This is a genomic window from Bacillus sp. RO2 (assembly GCF_012911845.1).
Lineage (GTDB): Bacteria > Bacillota > Bacilli > Bacillales > Bacillaceae_I > Sutcliffiella_A.
On record NZ_JAAXCU010000043.1, the window covers coordinates 146,498 to 166,568 of the forward strand.

Sequence of the window (20,071 nt, forward strand, 5' to 3'; positions counted from 1 at the left end):
AATTCTCATTGACGATTGTTTAGATGAATCAATACGCAAAACTTTAATTAGTAAACTCAACTACCATAAACAAAAACTAAATGAAATGCACCAACTAAGCCCCTACCAGTAATGGTACTGGGGTTTTTGTTTGTTATCTTCCTAAAAAATCCAATAATCATAAAATTACATATATCGACAAACTCACATTTGTACTATAATAGAAATTAGAAAAATCTGTACGTTAAAAAATTTGAGGTGAAGTCGAGTGTTACGTGGATTCTATACTGCAACAGCGGGGATGATTTCCCAGCAGCGCCGCATGGAAATGATGTCGAACAATCTGGCAAATGCAAATACGCCTGGATATAAAGCAGACCAAGGAATATTAAGATCCTTTCCTGACCTACTCTTACAACGGATGGAACAAACAAACGGTACGAAAACATTCAGTCCTATGTCAAACCCGAATGACCCAGTCCGCCTAAGCACAGGTGTGTACCTGCAAGAGACAAAACCTAAGCATACACAGGGTGACTTGCGTCCAACTGGAAATGATACTGACCTTGCAATCCTAAATCAAAACCTGCCTGAAAATGCATCGGTGTATTTCACAGTCGAGCAAGTAGACGGTACACCTCGCTATACAAGAAACGGGAACTTCTCCATTGATCCTGAAGGCTATTTAACAACAAACAGCGGGCTTTATGTGCTTGATGAAAATAGTAACCGAATTCAGATTAGATCCCGTTCTATGCTTGTTCAACAAGACGGTACAATACTTGAAGGAGATATCCGAAATTCCCGTCTTGGAATGGCTCTTGCAAACAACCCGGATGAGCTTGTACGTGAAGGGAACGGACTTTACCGAACTGCAGAAGGCGTAGCACCTCTTCAAGATGCTACTGGAGCGGCTGGAGTGAACTATCAAGTGTCACAAGGACATATCGAACGCTCGAATGTGGACACGGCTCAAGCGATGAGTGATATGACCGCTGCATACAGAGCATTTGAAGCTAATCAAAAGGTTATTCAAGCGTATGATATGAGCATGCAAAAAGCAGCAAATGAAATCGGCCGCATCAACTAAAAAGCCCTTAACGGAGGGAGAAAATAAATGAATAGAATCATGCTCAATGCAACTAATACAATGAATCAGCTTCAAAAGCAGTTAGACCTAATCTCACACAATGTGGCGAATGTAGACACAGTCGGATACAAACAAAGAAGTGCCACCTTCCAAGAACTGCTTGCCCAACAAACAAACAACCAGCCACTGGCACAATATGATAACCAAACGGCACGTCAATCAGAGCTTGGGATCCGCGTTGGCTCAGGAACAGGCTTAAGTAAAACACAACTTCACCTAACACAGGGACCTATGAAAGCCACCAATCGTATGTTAGACTTCGCGCTGACAAAGGAAGACCAATTCTTTACGGTTCAAGTAACGGAAAATGGGCAAACTAGTACACAATTTACACGAAATGGTGTATTCTATTTGTCGCCGATCAATAATGCCGAAGTGATGCTTGTTACTTCTGAAGGACATCCGGTGCTAGATAGTGACGAACAGCCCATCATCCTCCCGGAAAATGTAAAAGAAGTCAAACTTCAAGGAAGTGGTATTCTATCTGCCGTAATGACAGATGGACAAGCCATCGCACGTGAACTTGGAGTGGCAGAAGTCATTAGACCGCAAATACTAGAGTCAAGGCCTGGTTCTCTTTATGCAATACCACTTGCCAATATACAGGATCCAGAAGCGATAGTAGGCTATTTACAAGGAGGAGCACGCCAAGGTATCAGCATGCAACAAGGTATGCTCGAGCAATCCAATGTTGACCTTGCATCAGAAATGACGGAACTAACCTTAATGCAACGTTCCTACCAATTCAACGCAAAATCCGTCCAATTCGCAGACCAAATGATGGGCCTAGTGAACGGACTGAAATCTTAATTTAAAAATTGATTCAGATCCATAGCTGGTGATTGGAGCAAAAGGCGAAGACTCCTGAGGGAGATAGCGGTAGCTTGAGACCCCGCAGCGGAGCGAGGAGGCTCAAGCACCGCCCCTAGGAAAGCGAAGCCATTTGCGGAAATCACCAGCGGTGTTTATAGACAAAATTAGTAAATCCAACGAAAAAGGAGAGGTTGCGCAATGGAGCAAGAAACAGGCAAAAAGAGCTTAACAAGGGAAGAATTGCGCAAAGCTCAAAAAAATAAAGAAAGCCAACAAGAAGAAATAAATGCAACTCAAGAAGAAAAACCAAAGAAATACAAATTTCGAATCCGCCTCATTCCAATATGGCTTCGCCTCATCATCCTCGTTATCGTCATGGCAGTAGCTGTCGTTGCCGGCGCCATGTTCGGTTACGGCGTACTCGGTGGCGGTAATCCAATGGATGTGCTCGAAAAAGAAACCTGGCAGCATATATTAGACCTGGTCAACAAACAATAAGGGAGTCCGACAAAGGACTTCCTATTTTTTATGCCTTCCTATATAATTATAAGTAACTATTAGTAGGAGGTCACAAAAATATGCTTGATATTAACCAAATCAAAGAAATCATTCCACATAGATACCCATTCCTTTTAGTCGACAGAATCATCGAACTAGAAGAAGGCCAACGCGCAATCGGCATCAAAAATGTAACAGCCAATGAAGAGTTCTTCAACGGACATTTCCCTGAGTTCCCAGTTATGCCTGGCGTACTTATAGTAGAAGCACTAGCACAAGTCGGAGCGGTAGCGATGCTTAAAAAAGAAGAAAACAAAGGCCGCCTTGCGTTCTTCACAGGAATCGACAACTGCCGATTTAAAAAACAAGTAGTGCCTGGGGACCAGCTGCGCCTGGAAGTCGAAATGACCCGTGTACGCGGAAGTATCGGCAAAGGAAAAGGTACCGCAACGGTTGACGGACAACTTGTCTGCGAACTGGAAATGATGTTTGCGTTAGGACCAAAGCAGTAATTTGAAGAAATTTGCAAGAATCATGCAAGCTTTCTCGAAAAATGGGGAATATAAAAAGGGACCAAGCAACTTGAGCTGAAAAGGTCTTGAAATTCCATTTACGAAAGGAGAAGGTTTATATGAACAGCAAATGGTTATTAAAATTAACTGGTACTGCTTTAGCAGCGATGCTAATTACAGGATGTGCAGCAAACAATCAGGATGTTCCTCCGCCAGAAGAAGAGCCACCAATGGAAGAACCTGCAGATCCTGAAATGGAAGAAGATATGGAGCAAGACGAAGAGAACATGGAAGAAGATATGGAAATGGAAGAGGAAAAAGAAGACGGGCAGTAATCTCTTTCATACATTGGGGGACAGTTCATGCTGTCCCTTTTGTACGAACAAAACCTTACTTCTTATAGTCCCACACTATCCGCCACTCGCCGTCTTCCCGCACAACATAGACATATTGCACAAACACAAAATGACCATACTTCCCGTGGTAATCCTGCTTCACTTCAAATTCATAAGCAGACCCAAATGCCTCTCCGCTCTTATCCATCTTCCAATTCTTTATTTTCCGCGCATCCCCAATATCAAAGTCGAATGTATCTGCACCGAAATGACCGTTAAACACGTGTGCCCGGTCCTGTAAATATACACTACGTTCGAATCGTATGTGCATCTTTTCATGCAATAGCTCCCATGACCTCCCGTAATCTCCATTGTTCTCGTAAACATAAAACTGCTCAACCACATCCCTAGCTTGTCTTTCTGCGTTTAGTAATAAGGAAATAACTAAATATAAAAGTAGGAGCAATATCCCTAAACTTATGATGCAAGTAACTACAAAGCCGAAAGTACGCCTTCTTCTTAAAATAAAATCGCCTCCAAACCTCGTCCATTCCATATTCAAATATATGCATATAATCAGACACTATAATACATTCGACAAAATACCCATTTCATTCGACAAAAGTCGATTTAATTGTAAAAAATTACACAGGACTTTATGACGATTTGAAGGAAATTCCTCTTTTATTACAGGGAAATTACAATTATTATGTAGATATATGTAGCGAATTGACCTATAATAGTTCAGTATGGAAATAAAAGAATATATTTGTAGAAAAAATAAACTTTACCAGTAACGAGTAAATTTCGGAGGTTAACATGGAAGAAACTATCAGTCTCAAAGAATTATTTCAAACCATAAAGAAACGTTTTTCGCTCATCGTCCTCATTACGGTTGTTCTAACTACAGCAAGCGGACTTGTGAGCTACTTTTTATTAACGCCAATCTACCAATCTTCTACTCAGTTATTGGTAAACCAAGAAAAAACAGATCAAGCCGCCTATAATACGGGCGACATTCAAGCCAATATCCAGTTGATTAATACATATAATGTCATTATCAAAAGTGCAGCAGTCCTTGATCTAGTAAGTGAAGAATTAGAAGGTGTTTACAGTGCATCTCAACTAAACAGCATGATTACCGTAGGAAGCGTTCAAAACTCGCAAGTATTGACGTTAACAGTGGAAAGCACTGACCCTATAATGGCAGCAAATATTGCCAATACAACAGCGGAAGTTTTCAAAAAGCAAGTCGTTTCCATCATGAATGTAGATAATGTTAATATCTTGGCCTCGGCTCAAGTGGGGGAAAATCCATCACCTGTTAAACCACAGCCAGTATTGAATATGGCCATAGCTTTCGTAGTAGGGTTGATGGCTGGTGTAGGTCTGGCATTCTTACTGGAATTCCTAGACAATACCGTGAAAACAGAACAAGACATTGAAAAACTACTAGGTCTTCCCGTATTAGGAACAGTAGTTCTAATAGATGATAAAGATATCCAAGAAGCACAAAGAATCGCTAGAAAAGCTACAAGAACGAGAGGTGAGACCGTTGGCTCTTAAGAACTTAAAGAAAAAACAAAAATCAATCGCAACTACTAGTCGCCACCTGATTGCAGACAAATTGCCGAAGTCACCGATCTCTGAGCAATACAGAACAATCAGAACCAACATCCAGTTCTCATCTGTAGACACAAATCTTCGTTCTATTATGGTGACATCTTCTGGTCCATCGGAAGGAAAGTCTACAACGGCAAGTAATATGGCGGTAGTTTTCGCGCAACAAGGCAAGAAGGTATTATTTATCGATGCTGACCTACGTAAACCGACAGCGCATTACACTTTCCAGCAGAATAACGTAACTGGTTTTACTACGGTTCTTACTAGACAATCGCTACTACGTGAAACGATTAACACAACAAGAATTGACAACCTAGACATCCTAACAAGTGGTCCAATTCCACCAAACCCTGCCGAACTTCTAAGCTCTAAAGCTTTAGAGGAAATGTTAGCAGCTGCATATCTACAGTATGATATGGTTATCTTTGATACCCCGCCTGTACTTGCAGTAACAGATGCTCAAATTCTAGCAAACAAATGTGATGGAACGATCATGGTTGTTGCAAGTGGTGCAACGGAAAAAGATAATGCACAAAAAGCCAAAGAATTATTGGACTCAGCCCAAGCTAAATTACTAGGCGTTGTGTTAAATGGTAAGAAGAAATCGGACGGTGCACTCTACTATTATTATGGAGGGAAATAGCCAATAAGGGCTATTCCTCTTCTTTTTATGAGTAAATAGTGACTTTAAACCTATAAATATTACAAAAAATACAAAAAAGGAGGTTCCACCTTGACGTACAAAAAACGGCTTTCATTTCTGATTTTGGTTGATTCCCTAATTGTCCTGTCTTCAATTTATGTGAGTTTCTGGATGCTGATACCCGATACCAATATCTTTAGTTCCAAAACATTATTATTAAGCTCCTTATCCCTTATCATTTGGCATCATCTATTTGCTTATACATACAAGCTTTATCACAAAGCATGGGAATATGCGAGTATAGGTGAATTAATGGGAATCCTGAAAGCTGTCACCTATTCAGTAGCAGTCACTGGTTTTGTCCAATTGTTAGTAGTAGGAAATGTATATGGAAGAGCACTACTTATCACGTGGATGCTACACATGATACTTATTGGTGGTTCCAGATTTTCCTGGAGGGTCTACCGCGATTTCTACTATAAAAAATCAACAGACAAGAAACGCACTTTAATTGTAGGGGCCGGAGCGGCAGGAAGCATGGTCGCAAGGCAATTGCTGCAAAATAGAGAAGCAGAGTTATTGCCAGTAGCTTTTGTAGATGATGATGAAAAAAAACATAAACTTCAAGTGTTGGGTATTCCAGTACTGGGTAGTGTGAAAGATATTGAAACAATAGTAGGTAATCTGGATATAGAAAATATTATTATAGCTATCCCATCACTCGGTAAAAAAGATATCAATACTATCTATCAAGAATGCGTGAAAACAGATGCGAAAACCAAAATCATACCAATGCTAGAGGATCTTATGTCCGGCAAAATATCTGTTAATGAATTTCGTGATGTTGAAGTAGAAGACCTTCTTGGAAGAGACCCAGTAAAATTAGATATGGAAAGCATCTCAGAATCTATTACAGGAAAAACAGTTTTTGTAACAGGAGCAGGGGGATCAATTGGGTCAGAAATCTGTCGCCAGATATCTAACTTCACTCCTAAAAACCTTATATTACTTGGACATGGAGAAAATAGTATCTACACCATCGAGTTGGAGCTTCGTGCCCAGTACAAAGATAAAATCAATATCTTCACAGAGATAGCGGATATCCAAGATAGAAATAAAATCTTCACTATTATGGAAAAATACCGACCAGATGTTGTGTACCATGCGGCAGCTCATAAGCATGTACCGCTAATGGAACGAAACCCGGAAGAAGCTGTAAAGAACAATATCTTCGGTACTAAAAATGTGGCAGAGGCAGCTGACACATTTAGTGTAGGTACATTCGTCCTTGTTTCCTCTGACAAAGCGGTTAATCCAACCAACATTATGGGATCTACGAAACGTTTCGCAGAAATGGTGGTTCAGCAACTAGCGCAGGAGAGCAATACAAAATTTGTAGCGGTCCGTTTTGGAAATGTACTCGGAAGCAGAGGTAGTGTTATCCCACTATTTAAAAAACAAATACAAGCAGGTGGGCCGGTGACAGTTACTCACCCAGACATGACACGCTACTTTATGACAATTCCAGAGGCCTCAAGGCTTGTCATACAGGCTGGAACATTGGCACGTGGTGGAGAGGTCTTCGTCCTAGACATGGGAGAACCGGTCAAAATTGTCGACCTTGCTAAGAACCTTATTACCCTATCCGGTTACTCTATTGATGAAATTGGTATCAGGTATTCAGGCATAAGGCCTGGAGAAAAAATGTATGAGGAACTTCTTAACGAAAACGAAATTCATAAAGCGGACATCTTCCCAAAAATCCACATAGGGAAGGCCCCACTAAAAGATAAAGAAGTTTTAAATTACTTCTTAACAAATTTCGAATTGATGAGTGAAGCTGAATTGAGAAGCTATCTACTATCAGTTGCCAATAACCAAGAAGAAAAATTAGGTCATTTATTTAGACAAAAATTATCCGTTTAAAAGAAGGGGATCAGAGCATGCAAAAGGTAAGAAAGGCAATAATTCCAGCGGCTGGTTTAGGGACAAGATTTCTTCCGGCAACAAAAGCCCAGCCAAAAGAAATGCTGCCGATCGTGGACAAGCCTACTATACAATTCATCATTGAAGAAGCGGTTGCTTCTGGAATTGAAGATATCATTATTGTCACCGGTCGTGGAAAGCGTGCTATTGAAGATCATTTCGATAAATCCTATGAATTAGAAGAGACCTTAGCGAAAAAAGGTAAATTTGAACAACTTGAGGAGATTCAAGAAATCTCCGAACTGGCAAACATCCACTATATTCGTCAAAAGGAACCACTAGGACTTGGACACGCGATTGGATGTGCTAAACGCTTCATTGGCAATGAACCTTTTGCAGTACTCCTTGGGGATGATATTGTATACTCTCCTGAGAAACCATGTCTGAAACAGTTAATTGAAGTTTATGAGCGTTTTAATTCTTCCGTTTTAGGTGTCCAACAAGTGCCAATGGAGGATGTATCGAAGTATGGTGTTATCTCCAAGAAATATGGAGAGATAGATGAGCATTGCTTCCATATTGATAGTTTGGTAGAAAAACCAAAATTAGAAGACGCTCCTTCTAACCATGCGATTATGGGAAGATACATTCTTCGTCCAGAGATTTTTGAAATTCTAGAAACTCAAGCACCAGGTGCTGGTGGAGAAATACAGCTAACAGATGCAATAAAAGAATTAAACCATAAACAGATGGTAGTTGCTTATGAGTTTAGTGGAGTACGCCATGATGTTGGAGATAAATTTGGATTTATTAAGGCCCAGTTAGATTTTGCTCTGGAACGAAAAGAGTTAAGAGAACAAATTATAGAATACATGGAACAATTATTAAAGAAAGCTAAAAGTGTAATTTGACGGGTGATGTCTTCCTACCTCTAACAGTGGAGTAAATAAATTGAACTGTAGGTAGGAGGAAATCCCTTATTTTTTGTAGCAAGCAATTTAAACACAAAATTAAATTAGACTCTTACCCTAATTTAGTGTTAAGTACTTTCCTGGAGTATATACTTTCATTTTTTAATACTAAAAATTTATATGGGAGAGATGCATAAAATGTATATTAAGGTAAAAAGGTTTTTAGATATAATTCTTTCTTTAATTGGTCTTATCATATTATCACCTATCTATTTTTCTTTAATAATTGCAATAAAAATTGAATCAAGAGGTCCGGTACTTTTCAAACAGAAACGGATAGGTATTAACAAGACATATTTCGAAATCTTGAAGTTCCGTACTATGAAAATAGATACACCTAAGGATACACCCACTCATCTATTAGAAAACCCAGATCAGTATATTACTACTGTGGGTAGATTCTTAAGAAAAACTTCTCTTGATGAGCTACCACAGATTTGGAACATCTTTGTAGGGCAGATGAGTATAATCGGGCCACGACCAGCATTATGGAATCAGTATGACTTGATAGCTGAACGTGATAAGTATGGCGCTAATGATGTTCCTCCTGGATTGACTGGATGGGCACAAATTAACGGTAGAGATGAGCTTCCTATTGAGATAAAGGCAAAGTTAGATGGGGAATACGTTGAGAAAATTAGTCTTAAAATGGATGTTAAGTGCTTTTTTGGGACAATAATAAGTGTGGTTAAAAGTGACGGGGTTGTTGAAGGTGGTACAGGAACTAAGAAAGGAATTGCTGTTACCAAGGAAAACTAAATCTATAAAAGTATTTGTTTAATAGAAACACGGGGGAAAATCTATATATGAAAATACTTGTTGTTTGCCAATATTACTACCCTGAACCTTTTAGGATCTCAGATATATGTGAAACGCTTGTTAAAAACGGCCACGAAGTTACGGTGTTAACAGGTCTTCCTAATTACCCTGAAGGGAGAATCCTTGATGATTATCGTAATGGTAACAAAAGAAGTGAAGAAATAAACGGTGTTAAAGTTATTAGATGTTTTGAAATAGGTCGAGGGAACGGTAATTTGCAACTTTTCTTGAATTATCTTAGTTTTTCTGTATCAGCATCGATTAAGGCTCTGTTACTAAAAGAAAAGTTTGATGTTATATTTGTTAATCAGCTATCTCCAGTAATGATGGGAATTCCGGCAATATTTTATAAGAATAAGCATAACAGAAAAATGTTACTATATTGTCTCGATCTATGGCCTGATAGTTTGGCTGCTGGTGGTATCAAAGAAAGTTCAATAATTTATAAAGTATTTAAAAAGCTATCTAAATGGATTTATAGTTCAGCTGATTCCATTGCAGTTACCTCAAACATGTTCAAAGAATACTATAAAAATACACTTGGAGTGAACACAGATAGTATTATACATTTACCACAGTATGCTGAAGATTTATTTTCTGAAAGTGTTGAAGTCACTAAAGAAAATAAATTTAATTTTGTTTTTGCCGGTAACATTGGTGATATGCAAAGCGTCGATACAATCATTAAGGCTGCTAACGAATTGAAAGAGCGTACTGAAATAACTTTTCATATAGTTGGGGACGGGTCAAAATTAGAAGAATGTAAGCTACTAAGTGAAAAATTGAAACTTGAAAATATTTTATATTATGGAAGACGACCTGTGAGTGAGATGCCGAAGTATTATGGATTAGCAGACGCAATGTTAATTACATTAAAGGATAATAAGAACATTTCTTACACTTTGCCTGGAAAAGTTCAATCTTATATGGCTGCTAGCAAACCAATAATCGGTGCTATTAATGGAGAGGCTAATCAGGTGATAACTGATGCCAAATGCGGATTAGTGTGTTCCGCTGAAAATTATAAAGAATTAGCCAATTTAATAATAGAGTTTTGTAATAGTGATAAAAAAGAAGAAATAGCAAAGAATTCATATGATTATTATGTTAGTCATTATAGTAAAGAAAAATTTATTTCAAAATTAGAAAACACCTTGATAAATTTAGGAGGCAAATAAATGTTTAAAGATAAAACACTACTCATTACAGGTGGGACCGGTTCCTTTGGCAATGCTGTAATGAAAAGATTTTTAGATACAGATATAAAAGAGATTAGAATATTTTCTAGAGATGAAAAAAAACAAGATGATATGAGAAAGCAATATAAAAATGAAAAGCTTAAGTTCTACATAGGGGATGTAAGAGATTTGGCAAGTGTTAAAAATGCTATGTACGGTGTAGATTACATCTTTCATGCAGCTGCATTAAAGCAAGTACCTTCTTGTGAGTTCTTTCCATTAGAGGCTGTTAAGACTAACGTAATTGGAACAGAAAACGTTCTTAATGCTGCTATTGAAAGTGGAGTTAAGAAGGTAATATGCCTTTCTACAGATAAAGCAGCATATCCTATAAACGCAATGGGGATTTCCAAAGCAATGATGGAAAAGGTGTTTGTAGCAAAAGCAAAAACGGTAGATCCAGCGAGGACATTAATTTGTGGAACCCGTTATGGAAATGTAATGGCTTCTAGAGGCTCTGTAATTCCATTATTTATAGATCAAATTAAAAGTGGACAATCTTTGACAGTTACTGATCCTAATATGACAAGATTCCTTATGAGTTTGGAAGAGGCTGTTGAGCTCGTAGTATTTGCTTTCGAAAATGCTGAAGCGGGTGATATTATGGTGCAAAAGTCACCAGCATCTACTATTGGAGATTTAGCGCAGGCACTCAAAGAATTATTTAACGTTGATAATGAAATAAAAGTTATTGGTACACGTCATGGTGAAAAGTTATACGAAACATTGCTAACAAGGGAAGAGCATGTAGTTTCTAAAGATTTAGGGGGGTTTTATCGAGTTCCTGCAGATAAAAGAGACCTTAACTATGGAAAGTATTTTGAAGAAGGGGACCAAAAGTTATCTTCTGAAGAAGAATATAATTCTCATAACACAGAGCGGCTAAGAATTGAAGCGATTAAAGATAAACTCTTAATGCTTGATTATGTTCATGAAGAATTGAAAGGTTGGAATAAATAATGAAGGTATTAGTAACTGGATCTAAAGGTTTTATTGGTAAAAATCTCATATCAGAGTTAAGAAACCGAAACTACACAGATATCTATGAATATAGCAGGGACACAGATCCAGTTCTACTTGATGAGTATTGTAAAGATGCGGATTTTGTTTTTCATCTTGCTGGGGTAAATCGCCCTAAGGATCAATCTGAATTTATGGATGGGAATTATGGTTTTACATCTATATTATTAGAAACTTTAAAAAAGCACCAAAACACCTGTCCAATAATGATTTCATCTTCTGTTCAAGCCAATTTAGAAAACCCTTATGGTATTAGTAAAAGAGCAGGTGAAGAATTAATTTTTCAATACAGTAATCAAACAGGAGCAAGGGCACTGGTATATCGTTTTCCTAATGTCTTTGGGAAATGGTGCAAGCCAAATTATAACAGTGCAATAGCTACATTTTGTCATAATATTGCTAATGGGTTACCCATCAATGTAAATGATCCGAACGTCAAAATGAATTTAGTATATATTGATGATGTTATTGAAGAGCTTATTAATGCTTTAAATCGTAATGAAAATAAAATTGATGAATTTTGTGAGGTTCCAGTAGTTCACACTATCACTCTAGGTGAAATTGTTGATTTAATCTATTCTTTTAAACAAAGTCGAGAAGAACGAACAATACCTGATATGTCAAATTCAATTTCGAAAAAATTATATAGTACTTATTTGAGCTATTTGCCAGAAGACCAATTTAGTTATCACCTAAAAATGAATGTAGATAATAGGGGTTCATTTACAGAGTTTATTAAGACTCCAGAAAGAGGTCAAGTTTCAGTTAACATTTCTAAAGCTGGTATTACAAAAGGTAACCATTGGCACCATACAAAGAATGAAAAGTTTTTGGTTGTTAGCGGCCATGGAGTTATTCGTTTTAGAAAAGTTGATTCTAATAAAGTTATTGAATATTATGTCAGTGGGGATAAACTGGAAGTAGTGGATATACCTACTGGTTATACACATAACATTGAGAACATGGGTGATACCGATATGGTCACTATTATGTGGGCAAATGAGCTATTTGATCCAGAGAAGCCAGATACTTACTACCTGGAGGTTTAATATATGAAAAAGTTAAAAGTTATGACAGTCGTTGGAACTAGACCAGAGATTATTAGATTGTCAGCTGTGATTAATAAATTGGAAGAATCAAATGCTATAGAACATACACTCGTTCATACAGGGCAAAACTATGATTATGAACTAAATGAAGTTTTCTTTAAAGATTTTAATTTAAAGAAACCCGATTATTTTTTGAATGCAGCTAACGGCACTGCTGTTGAAACAATAGGTAATATTCTAGTGAAAATTGATCCAATCATGGAAGAAGTACAACCAGAGGCTTTATTGGTACTTGGAGATACAAACAGTTGCTTGTGCGCAATAGCTGCAAAGAGAAGGCACATACCAATTTTCCATATGGAAGCTGGAAATAGATGCTATGATCAAAGGGTGCCAGAAGAAACAAACAGAAAAATTGTGGACCATACTTCAGATATTAATTTAACATATAGTGATATTGCAAGAGAATATCTTTTAAGAGAGGGATTACCTGCAGATAAAATCATTAAAACTGGTAGCCCTATGTTTGAAGTTCTCAATTCAAGAAAAAAAGATATAGAGAAATCTGATGTATTAGAAAGATTAGATTTAGAAGAAGGAAATTATTTTGTGGTCTCCGCTCATAGAGAAGAAAATATTAGTTCGGAGACTAATTTTCAAGATTTAGTTGATAGTTTAAATGCAATTGCGGAGAAGTATAACTTACCTGTCATTATCAGTACGCATCCTAGAACTAGAAATATGATTAATGCTAAGGGAATAAAGTTTAACCCTCTAGTAAAAACCTTAAAACCACTAGGATTTAATGATTATGTAAAACTTCAAATTAAATCTAAATCCGTGTTAAGTGATAGTGGAACTATAAGTGAAGAGTCTTCTATTCTTGGTTTTAGAGCTCTTAATATAAGACAAGCTCACGAAAGACCAGAAGCTATGGAAGAAGCATCCGTTATGATGGTAGGACTGAAGAAAGAGCGAATCCTTCAGGGGCTTGAAGTATTAGAATCTCAGATAGAAGGAGATTTAAGGGAGGTTGCAGACTACAGTATGCCTAATGTATCGGATAAGATACTTAGGATTATTTTATCTTATACCGATTATGTTAATAGAGTTGTTTGGGGGCAAAAATAGTGAAAGTTTTGCAAATTAACTCCGTATGTGGGGTAGGTAGCACAGGTAGGATTGCAACGGATATTCACAAACTTCTAAATGACCAAGGCTATCAAAGTTATATTGCATACGGGAGAGAAATACCATTAAACTGTGAAAATGCAATTAAAATAGGCGCAAAGTATGACAATTATACCCATGTAGCATTAACTAGAGTATTTGATTTACACGGTTTCGGATCAATTAAGGCAACACTAGATTTTATTAAAAAGGTTGAACTACTTAATCCTGATGTTATTCATTTGCATAACATTCATGGTTATTATATTAATATTAAAATCCTTTTTAATTATTTAAAAAGAAGTAATAAGCCTGTAGTGTGGACATTACATGATTGTTGGGCATTGACAGGACACTGTGCTCACTTTGATTATTCAGGTTGTAATAAATGGATAACAGGTTGTGGTAAATGCCCACAAAAAGGGGAATACCCAAGAAGTAGTTTGAGGGATAATTCACAACTAAATTATATAAACAAAAAGGAACTTTTTACTGGCTTAAAGAATTTAACTATTATTACTCCTTCAAAATGGCTTGCAAACATAGTTAAAGAATCTTTTCTTAAAGAATATCCTATTAAGATAATAAATAATGGAATAGATATAAATGTTTTTAAACCAACAATAGGAAATTTCAAATCAAGGTATGGTTTAGAAGGTAATTTTATTATTTTAGGAGTTGCAAGTACTTGGAGTACTAAAAAAGGATTTAACTATTTTCTAGAGCTATCTACTAAATTAGAAGTTGATGAAAAAATAGTTTTAGTGGGTTTATCAGAAGCTATGAAGAAGAAGTTACCAAAAAATATCATTAGTATTACTAAGACTAATGATATTGTTGAATTAGCAGAAATATATTCTTCGGCAGATGTTTTCATCAATCCTACTCTTGAAGAAGTATTAGGGTTAACTAATTTAGAGTCATTAGCATGTGGAACTCCTGTTATTACATTTGATACAGGTGGTAGCGTAGAATGTATAGATGAATTCACAGGCATAGTTGTAGAACAGGGTAACATTTATAAAATGATTGAAGCAATTAACCATATAAAAACAAAAAGCAAAATGTTTTATAAAGAGAATTGCATTGACCGTGTATATAAGCTGTTTAGAAAGGAAGATAAGTACAACGAGTATATCGAATTATATGGAAAAGCGCAGGTGAAACTATGAAAATTACACATGTATGCTTATGTGGACCGGTTACTGATAATTGGACTTATCAAGATAATCTACTTCCTAAGTATCATAAAGTAAATGGTAATGAAGTCAGTGTCATTACTTCTCAGTATATATGGAATGATTCAGGGAATTTAGATATGGACAAAAGGAAATTATATTATAATGAATATGGAATTAAAACTATTAGAATCGAAAATAAGTTCAATACAAACATTAATTCTAAACTCAAAATATATAATGATTTATATTATACAATTATTAATGAAAAACCGGATGTTCTTTTTATTCATGGTATTCAGTTTTTAGATGTGTTAACTATAGTCCGCTATTTAAGAAAACATCCTGAAGTCACCGTTTACATTGACAATCATGCTGATTATTCAAACAGTGCTCAAAATTGGTTCTCTGAAAATATACTTCATAAATTGATTTGGACATTTTGTGGAAAATTAATTGAACCTTATACTAAAAAGTTTTATGGGGTGTTACCTGCTAGAGTTAATTTTCTTAAAGAAGTATATAAACTACCCGACAAAAAAATAGAATTGTTAGTCCTAGGAGCTGACGATGAAAAAGTTAACGCGGCAAAAGCAAACATTGAAAAACTAAATATTAGGGAAAAGCTTCAGATAAATTCGAGCGATTTTTTAATAGTTTCTGGGGGGAAAATTGATTCTGCAAAGAAACAAATTCTACTATTAATGGAAGCGGTTAATAGAATAAGAGATATAAATGTTAAGCTTGTAGTATTCGGATCAGTTTCACCTGAGATTAAAGAGGAATTTAATTTGCTAGTCGATAATGTTAAGATCAAATATATTGGATGGATTTCTCCTGATGAAACCTATCAATATTTTGCATCAGCTGATTTAGCTGTCTTTCCAGGAAGACATTCTGTTATATGGGAACAAGTTGTAGGAATTGGGATTCCTTGTATATTTAAGCATTGGGAAGGAACAACTCACGTTGATGTTGGTGGGAACTGTCAATTCATATACGAAGACTCTTTGTCTGAGATTCAAGATAAGATCGAAGAAATTATAAATAATCCCAAATTATATAATTCTATGAAAAATAGTGCAGAACTACTGGGTATGGACAATTTTTCTTATTCAAAAATTGCTGAAAAAAGTATCCAATAAATCTTTTTCCGTATCAAATATTTTAAAACCATAACAATTATTATATGCACAGTTATTTAAATGAAAATTGATTTCTTATGTCCTTAGAAACGTAAGGGGAATTTAGTGTTGTTTAATTATAATAATAAACACTAAGCCATAGAGGTGAAGTGAGTTTGAAAATTGAAAAATATGTAGATAAATTAAACCTTATAAAATTATTTATGTATGTGTTTATATATAAAACAGTAATTGAGCTAATTTACATTTATAGGATTTCACCTCTGTATGATTATACAGGTTTGACTTTAGACATTAGTGTTATAGCCTACTTTGTATCATTACTGTACCTTATACTTTTAATTATGTTGTTACCTAAAGATAAAACAAGGCCCTCAACATACCTTTATTTAATATTTATTATTTTTTTGGTAGTGCCATTGTTGTCTTTTTATTGGTTAAATAATAAAAGTATATATTATATTAGTTTTGTAATATTAGCTTGTTTAGTAATCTCTTTTTTTCTCAGATTAGTAAAGCCAATATACTTTTTTGAAGAAATTAAATCAGCAAAATTCCTATTAAGTATTTTATTTATTCTCTATATTCTTATAACCATATATTTAATTGTAAAGAGAGGAGGAATAGATTTAAGGGCATTTGATTTTGGTTCTATTTATGATTTGCGTTCAGAAGTCCAATTCTCTGGTATATCAGGTTATTTACTAAATTGGTGTGCGAAAGTATTTTGCCCATTTTTCTTTGCGTATTTTCTTTTCAAAAATGAAAAAGGGAAAATGTTAATTGCACTTATTCTTCAACTCTTACTTTATTTAAGTTTTGGTTTTAAAGCGTATTTATTTTCTATTGGGATGCTAGTAATGGTGGCCATTGCTGTAAAAAGGAATAGATTTGAACGAGATTTCACTTGGGGTTTCATTTGTATAATTGTAGCTTCATATGCACTTGACATTCTTAACATTACATCCTCTCTTAGAAATTCTATACCTTTTAGAATGGTATATGTTCCAGCTCAAATTCAATATCAGTATTATGACTTTTTTGAAAACAGGGACAAGATGTTTTTTGCGGATGGTATTATCGGAAAAATATTATCCGTTGAAAGTCCATTTAATCAACCTGTTCCATTTATTATTAGTAGTTACTTTCACAATGGCGCTGTGTCTAATTCAAACACGGGGATCTTTTCTGATGCTTATGCAAATGGTGGCTTTTTTAATATGATATTCTTTGCATTATTACTTGCCATGATATTTTATTTAATTGATTCACTAACTAGAAGAATTCCTAAATATATAGTGGTGGCTGCATTTAGTTATATGATGTTTGTATTAAATGATAATTCACTTCTAACTGCCTTCCTTACAGGAGGAATAGGGTTAATGCTTATATTATTATTGTTATTTAATTCCAGCCTTAATGAAAACTATGAAACCAAATGGCGAAGGAATACTTAAGTGTAAAAGCGGGATATAGGCAATAAGTTTGTACCAAAAAGAGGTAGAAATATGTTTTCATTTTTTAAAAAAAATATTTTTAAAGATTCATTTCTTAATATTATTGCGTCATTAGTTTTAACTTCAGCTGTTCAATTGCTTGCATATCCCTATATTGGAAGGGAATTCACTGCATCGGAATATGGATTAATTCTTACATTGATGGGTGTGGTTAATGCTGTGGGAGTTTCCCTTGGAAATTCTTTGAATAATACAAGAATATTGCTCCAATCAGAATACAAAGTAAAAGGATTTAATGGAGATTACAATCCCATATTCGTTGGTATAACATTACTTGGTGCAATTATTGTAACAGTAATTTCTTCAATAGTATTGGGTGAATTTAACGTAACAATAATTGGTTGTATTTCTATAACCTGTTTAATTATGCTTAGGGCTTATTACTCAGCTAGTTTTAGAATAGATATAAATTACAAAAAGGTGCTCATTTCTAATATATTTGGATTCTTCGGATATATTTTGGGAATAATAATTACCCATGTTACTGGTTATTGGGTATTCTTGTTTGTTTTTGGAGAATTATTTTCTTGTATTTATATAATGTTTTCGTCCCATATCGTAAGGGATAATTTTATATTAACACCTCTATTTAAGAAAAGTTTTAGAAAATTCTCATATATTATGTCTGCTTCAGTTTTGTCTACGATGATGATGTATATGGATCGTTTTTATATTTATCCTTTTTTAGGAGCGGAAGAGGTTTCGTTATATATAGTTGGTTCATATTTAGGTAAAACAGTGGGGATTATTTTTATTCCTATTTCTGGAGTTTTACTTACTTATTATGCAAAAAAAGATGAGATTACAATAAAGGAGTTCTACAAACGTACGTGTTTTTTTGTTGTATGTTGTTTTGTTCTGTACATTGGGATAATCTTTTTAGGTGTCCCTATCATGGAATTATTATATCCTACAATTATCAGTAGTGCACTCCAATATTTTCACATTGCTAATTTAGCTGCCATTGTTTTTATATTAGGAACAACAATTCAACCTACGCTGATAAAATATTGTGAAGACAAATGGTTACCTTTAACTCAAGGGATATATTTTATAGTATATTTAATATTGGGTTATTACGGTATGCTTCACTTTGGTTTGCTAGGATTTTGTTATGCAGTATTAATATCAAATACTTTTTTAATTATATTAATGTTAATTATAGTCACTGTATCTTTATTTAAGAATAATGAGGTTTCAATAATTGAATGAATTTTGTTAGTTTCTTTTTGGATAGTTGCAGATTTTATGGTCAAAGGGGGAAAAATATATGAAAATCACAATAGCTGGTACAGGTTATGTGGGATTATCTAATGCTATATTACTAGCCCAACAAAATGAAGTGATAGCACTTGATATTATCCAAGATAAAGTTGATATGATCAATAATAAAAAATCTCCTATAATAGATGATGAGATTGAAGAATTCCTAGCAACAAAAGAACTGAACTTAACTGCAACTACGGACAATTATAAAGCATTTAAGGATGCAGAGTACGTAATTATTTCTACACCTACAAATTACGACCCAGAAAAGAATTACTTTAATACTCGATCTGTTGAAGCTGTTATTGCTAATGTATTATCGATAAATCCAGATGCAGTGATGGTTATTAAATCTACAGTTCCGGTTGGTTATACAGAAACAATAAGAGAAAAATTTGAGACGAAAAATATCATCTTTTCACCTGAATTTTTAAGAGAAGGAAAAGCGTTATATGATAACTTGTACCCTTCAAGAATTGTTGTTGGTGAACAGTCTGAAAGAGCAAAAGTTTTTGCAGACTTACTAGCGGAAGGTGCACATAAAGAAAATATTGACATCTTATTTACGAACTCCACAGAAGCAGAAGCTATTAAATTGTTCGCAAATACTTATCTAGCAATGAGAGTTGCTTTTTTTAATGAGTTAGATTCTTATGCAGAGATAAGAGGTTTAAATACCAAGCAAATCATCGATGGCGTTGGTTTAGATCCTCGTATTGGAGATCACTATAATAATCCATCCTTTGGATATGGTGGTTACTGCCTACCAAAGGATACGAAACAGCTCTTAGCTAACTACGAAGATGTACCTAACAACATTATGGGAGCAATTGTAGATGCCAACAGAACAAGAAAAGATCATATTGCAGATATGATAATAAAAAGAGCTCCTAAGGTTGTAGGTATCTATAGGCTTACAATGAAAATGGATTCAGATAATTTCAGACAATCAGCTATTCAAGGTGTTATGAAGCGGATTAAAGCTAAAGGAATTGAAGTAGTTGTGTATGAACCGGCTCTTCAAGAAGAGACATTCTTTAATTCAAAAGTAATCAACGACTTCGAAGAGTTTAAGACTGTGTCAGACGTAATTGTAGCAAACAGACTATCTGATAATTTACGTGATGTAGAGGAAAAAGTGTATACGAGAGATCTTTATAGTAGAGATTGATAAATGAAAAAAGGATCGAGGTGAGAGGAACCTCGATCCTTTAATATT

The 20,071-nt window shown here is 35.1% G+C and carries 20 protein-coding genes; 19 read left to right on the plus strand and 1 reads right to left on the minus strand.

Going from position 1 to position 20,071, the window contains the following annotated elements:
• Positions 1-247: 247 nt before the first annotated feature.
• The 5 genes from HF078_RS12425 (at position 248) to HF078_RS12445 (ending at position 3,287) form a co-directional block, all read left to right on the plus strand.
• Positions 248-1,069, plus strand: a complete 822-nt coding sequence (locus HF078_RS12425) for a flagellar hook-basal body complex protein (RefSeq protein ID WP_169291434.1) — start codon at positions 248-250, stop codon at positions 1,067-1,069.
• A gap of 27 nt (positions 1,070-1,096) precedes the next feature.
• The gene (locus HF078_RS12430) at positions 1,097-1,939 is read left to right on the plus strand and encodes a flagellar hook-basal body protein (protein ID WP_169291435.1); all 843 of its coding nucleotides are present in this window, start codon (positions 1,097-1,099) and stop codon (positions 1,937-1,939) included.
• A gap of 201 nt (positions 1,940-2,140) precedes the next feature.
• Positions 2,141-2,440 (plus strand): DNA-directed RNA polymerase subunit beta, encoded by a 300-nt coding sequence (locus tag HF078_RS12435; protein ID WP_169291436.1) that lies wholly within the window; start codon positions 2,141-2,143, stop codon positions 2,438-2,440.
• A gap of 80 nt (positions 2,441-2,520) precedes the next feature.
• Positions 2,521-2,952 (plus strand): 3-hydroxyacyl-ACP dehydratase FabZ, encoded by a 432-nt coding sequence (gene fabZ, locus HF078_RS12440; RefSeq protein ID WP_169291437.1) that lies wholly within the window; start codon positions 2,521-2,523, stop codon positions 2,950-2,952.
• Between the two features lie 119 nt (positions 2,953-3,071).
• Positions 3,072-3,287 carry a hypothetical protein gene (locus HF078_RS12445; RefSeq protein WP_169291438.1) on the plus strand — a complete coding sequence of 72 codons (216 nt, stop codon included), beginning with the start codon at positions 3,072-3,074 and terminating at the stop codon, positions 3,285-3,287.
• 55 nt (positions 3,288-3,342) lie between these two features.
• Here HF078_RS12445 and HF078_RS12450 read toward each other — a convergent pair whose 3' ends face one another.
• A complete protein-coding gene (locus HF078_RS12450) occupies positions 3,343-3,630 on the minus strand; it encodes a hypothetical protein (protein WP_169291439.1) in 288 nt (95 codons plus the stop codon).
• Positions 3,631-4,106: 476 nt separating this feature from the next.
• On the opposite strand from HF078_RS12450, the gene HF078_RS12455 reads away from it, so the two are divergent.
• From HF078_RS12455 to HF078_RS12520, 14 genes are all read left to right on the plus strand, one after another.
• Positions 4,107-4,853 carry a YveK family protein gene (locus tag HF078_RS12455; RefSeq protein ID WP_169291440.1) on the plus strand — a complete coding sequence of 249 codons (747 nt, stop codon included), beginning with the start codon at positions 4,107-4,109 and terminating at the stop codon, positions 4,851-4,853.
• Positions 4,777-5,553, plus strand: coding sequence for a CpsD/CapB family tyrosine-protein kinase (locus tag HF078_RS12460; protein WP_169291441.1), 777 nt, complete (start codon positions 4,777-4,779; stop codon positions 5,551-5,553). The genes HF078_RS12455 and HF078_RS12460 overlap by 77 nt, the downstream gene beginning before the upstream one ends.
• Positions 5,554-5,643: 90 nt before the next feature.
• Positions 5,644-7,479, plus strand: a complete 1,836-nt coding sequence (locus HF078_RS12465; protein WP_169291442.1) for a polysaccharide biosynthesis protein — start codon at positions 5,644-5,646, stop codon at positions 7,477-7,479.
• A 17-nt stretch (positions 7,480-7,496) separates the two neighbouring features.
• Positions 7,497-8,390, plus strand: coding sequence for a UTP--glucose-1-phosphate uridylyltransferase GalU (galU, locus tag HF078_RS12470; protein WP_169291443.1), 894 nt, complete (start codon positions 7,497-7,499; stop codon positions 8,388-8,390).
• A gap of 198 nt (positions 8,391-8,588) precedes the next feature.
• Positions 8,589-9,209, plus strand: a complete 621-nt coding sequence (locus tag HF078_RS12475; RefSeq protein ID WP_169291444.1) for a sugar transferase — start codon at positions 8,589-8,591, stop codon at positions 9,207-9,209.
• Positions 9,210-9,256: 47 nt separating this feature from the next.
• The gene (locus HF078_RS12480) at positions 9,257-10,447 is read left to right on the plus strand and encodes a glycosyltransferase family 4 protein (RefSeq protein ID WP_169291445.1); all 1,191 of its coding nucleotides are present in this window, start codon (positions 9,257-9,259) and stop codon (positions 10,445-10,447) included.
• Positions 10,448-11,467, plus strand: coding sequence for a polysaccharide biosynthesis protein (locus tag HF078_RS12485; protein ID WP_169291446.1), 1,020 nt, complete (start codon positions 10,448-10,450; stop codon positions 11,465-11,467). It begins immediately after the preceding gene.
• On the plus strand, positions 11,467-12,576 hold the full coding sequence (locus HF078_RS12490; protein ID WP_169291447.1) for a capsular polysaccharide biosynthesis protein CapF: 1,110 nt from the start codon (positions 11,467-11,469) through the stop codon (positions 12,574-12,576). Before HF078_RS12485 ends, HF078_RS12490 begins: the two co-directional genes overlap by 1 nt.
• Positions 12,577-12,579: 3 nt before the next feature.
• A complete protein-coding gene (wecB, locus tag HF078_RS12495) occupies positions 12,580-13,707 on the plus strand; it encodes a non-hydrolyzing UDP-N-acetylglucosamine 2-epimerase (protein WP_169291448.1) in 1,128 nt (375 codons plus the stop codon).
• On the plus strand, positions 13,707-14,918 hold the full coding sequence (locus HF078_RS12500; RefSeq protein WP_169291449.1) for a glycosyltransferase: 1,212 nt from the start codon (positions 13,707-13,709) through the stop codon (positions 14,916-14,918). The genes wecB and HF078_RS12500 overlap by 1 nt, the downstream gene beginning before the upstream one ends.
• Complete coding sequence (locus HF078_RS12505; RefSeq protein WP_169291450.1) at positions 14,915-16,069, plus strand: glycosyltransferase family 4 protein; 1,155 nt, start codon at positions 14,915-14,917, stop codon at positions 16,067-16,069. The genes HF078_RS12500 and HF078_RS12505 overlap by 4 nt, the downstream gene beginning before the upstream one ends.
• Before the next feature lie 155 nt (positions 16,070-16,224).
• Complete coding sequence (locus HF078_RS12510) at positions 16,225-17,526, plus strand: oligosaccharide repeat unit polymerase (protein WP_169291451.1); 1,302 nt, start codon at positions 16,225-16,227, stop codon at positions 17,524-17,526.
• A 51-nt stretch (positions 17,527-17,577) separates the two neighbouring features.
• Positions 17,578-18,798, plus strand: coding sequence for a lipopolysaccharide biosynthesis protein (locus HF078_RS12515; RefSeq protein ID WP_169291452.1), 1,221 nt, complete (start codon positions 17,578-17,580; stop codon positions 18,796-18,798).
• A 58-nt stretch (positions 18,799-18,856) separates the two neighbouring features.
• Complete coding sequence (locus HF078_RS12520) at positions 18,857-20,023, plus strand: nucleotide sugar dehydrogenase (RefSeq protein WP_169291453.1); 1,167 nt, start codon at positions 18,857-18,859, stop codon at positions 20,021-20,023.
• Positions 20,024-20,071 lie beyond the last annotated feature (48 nt).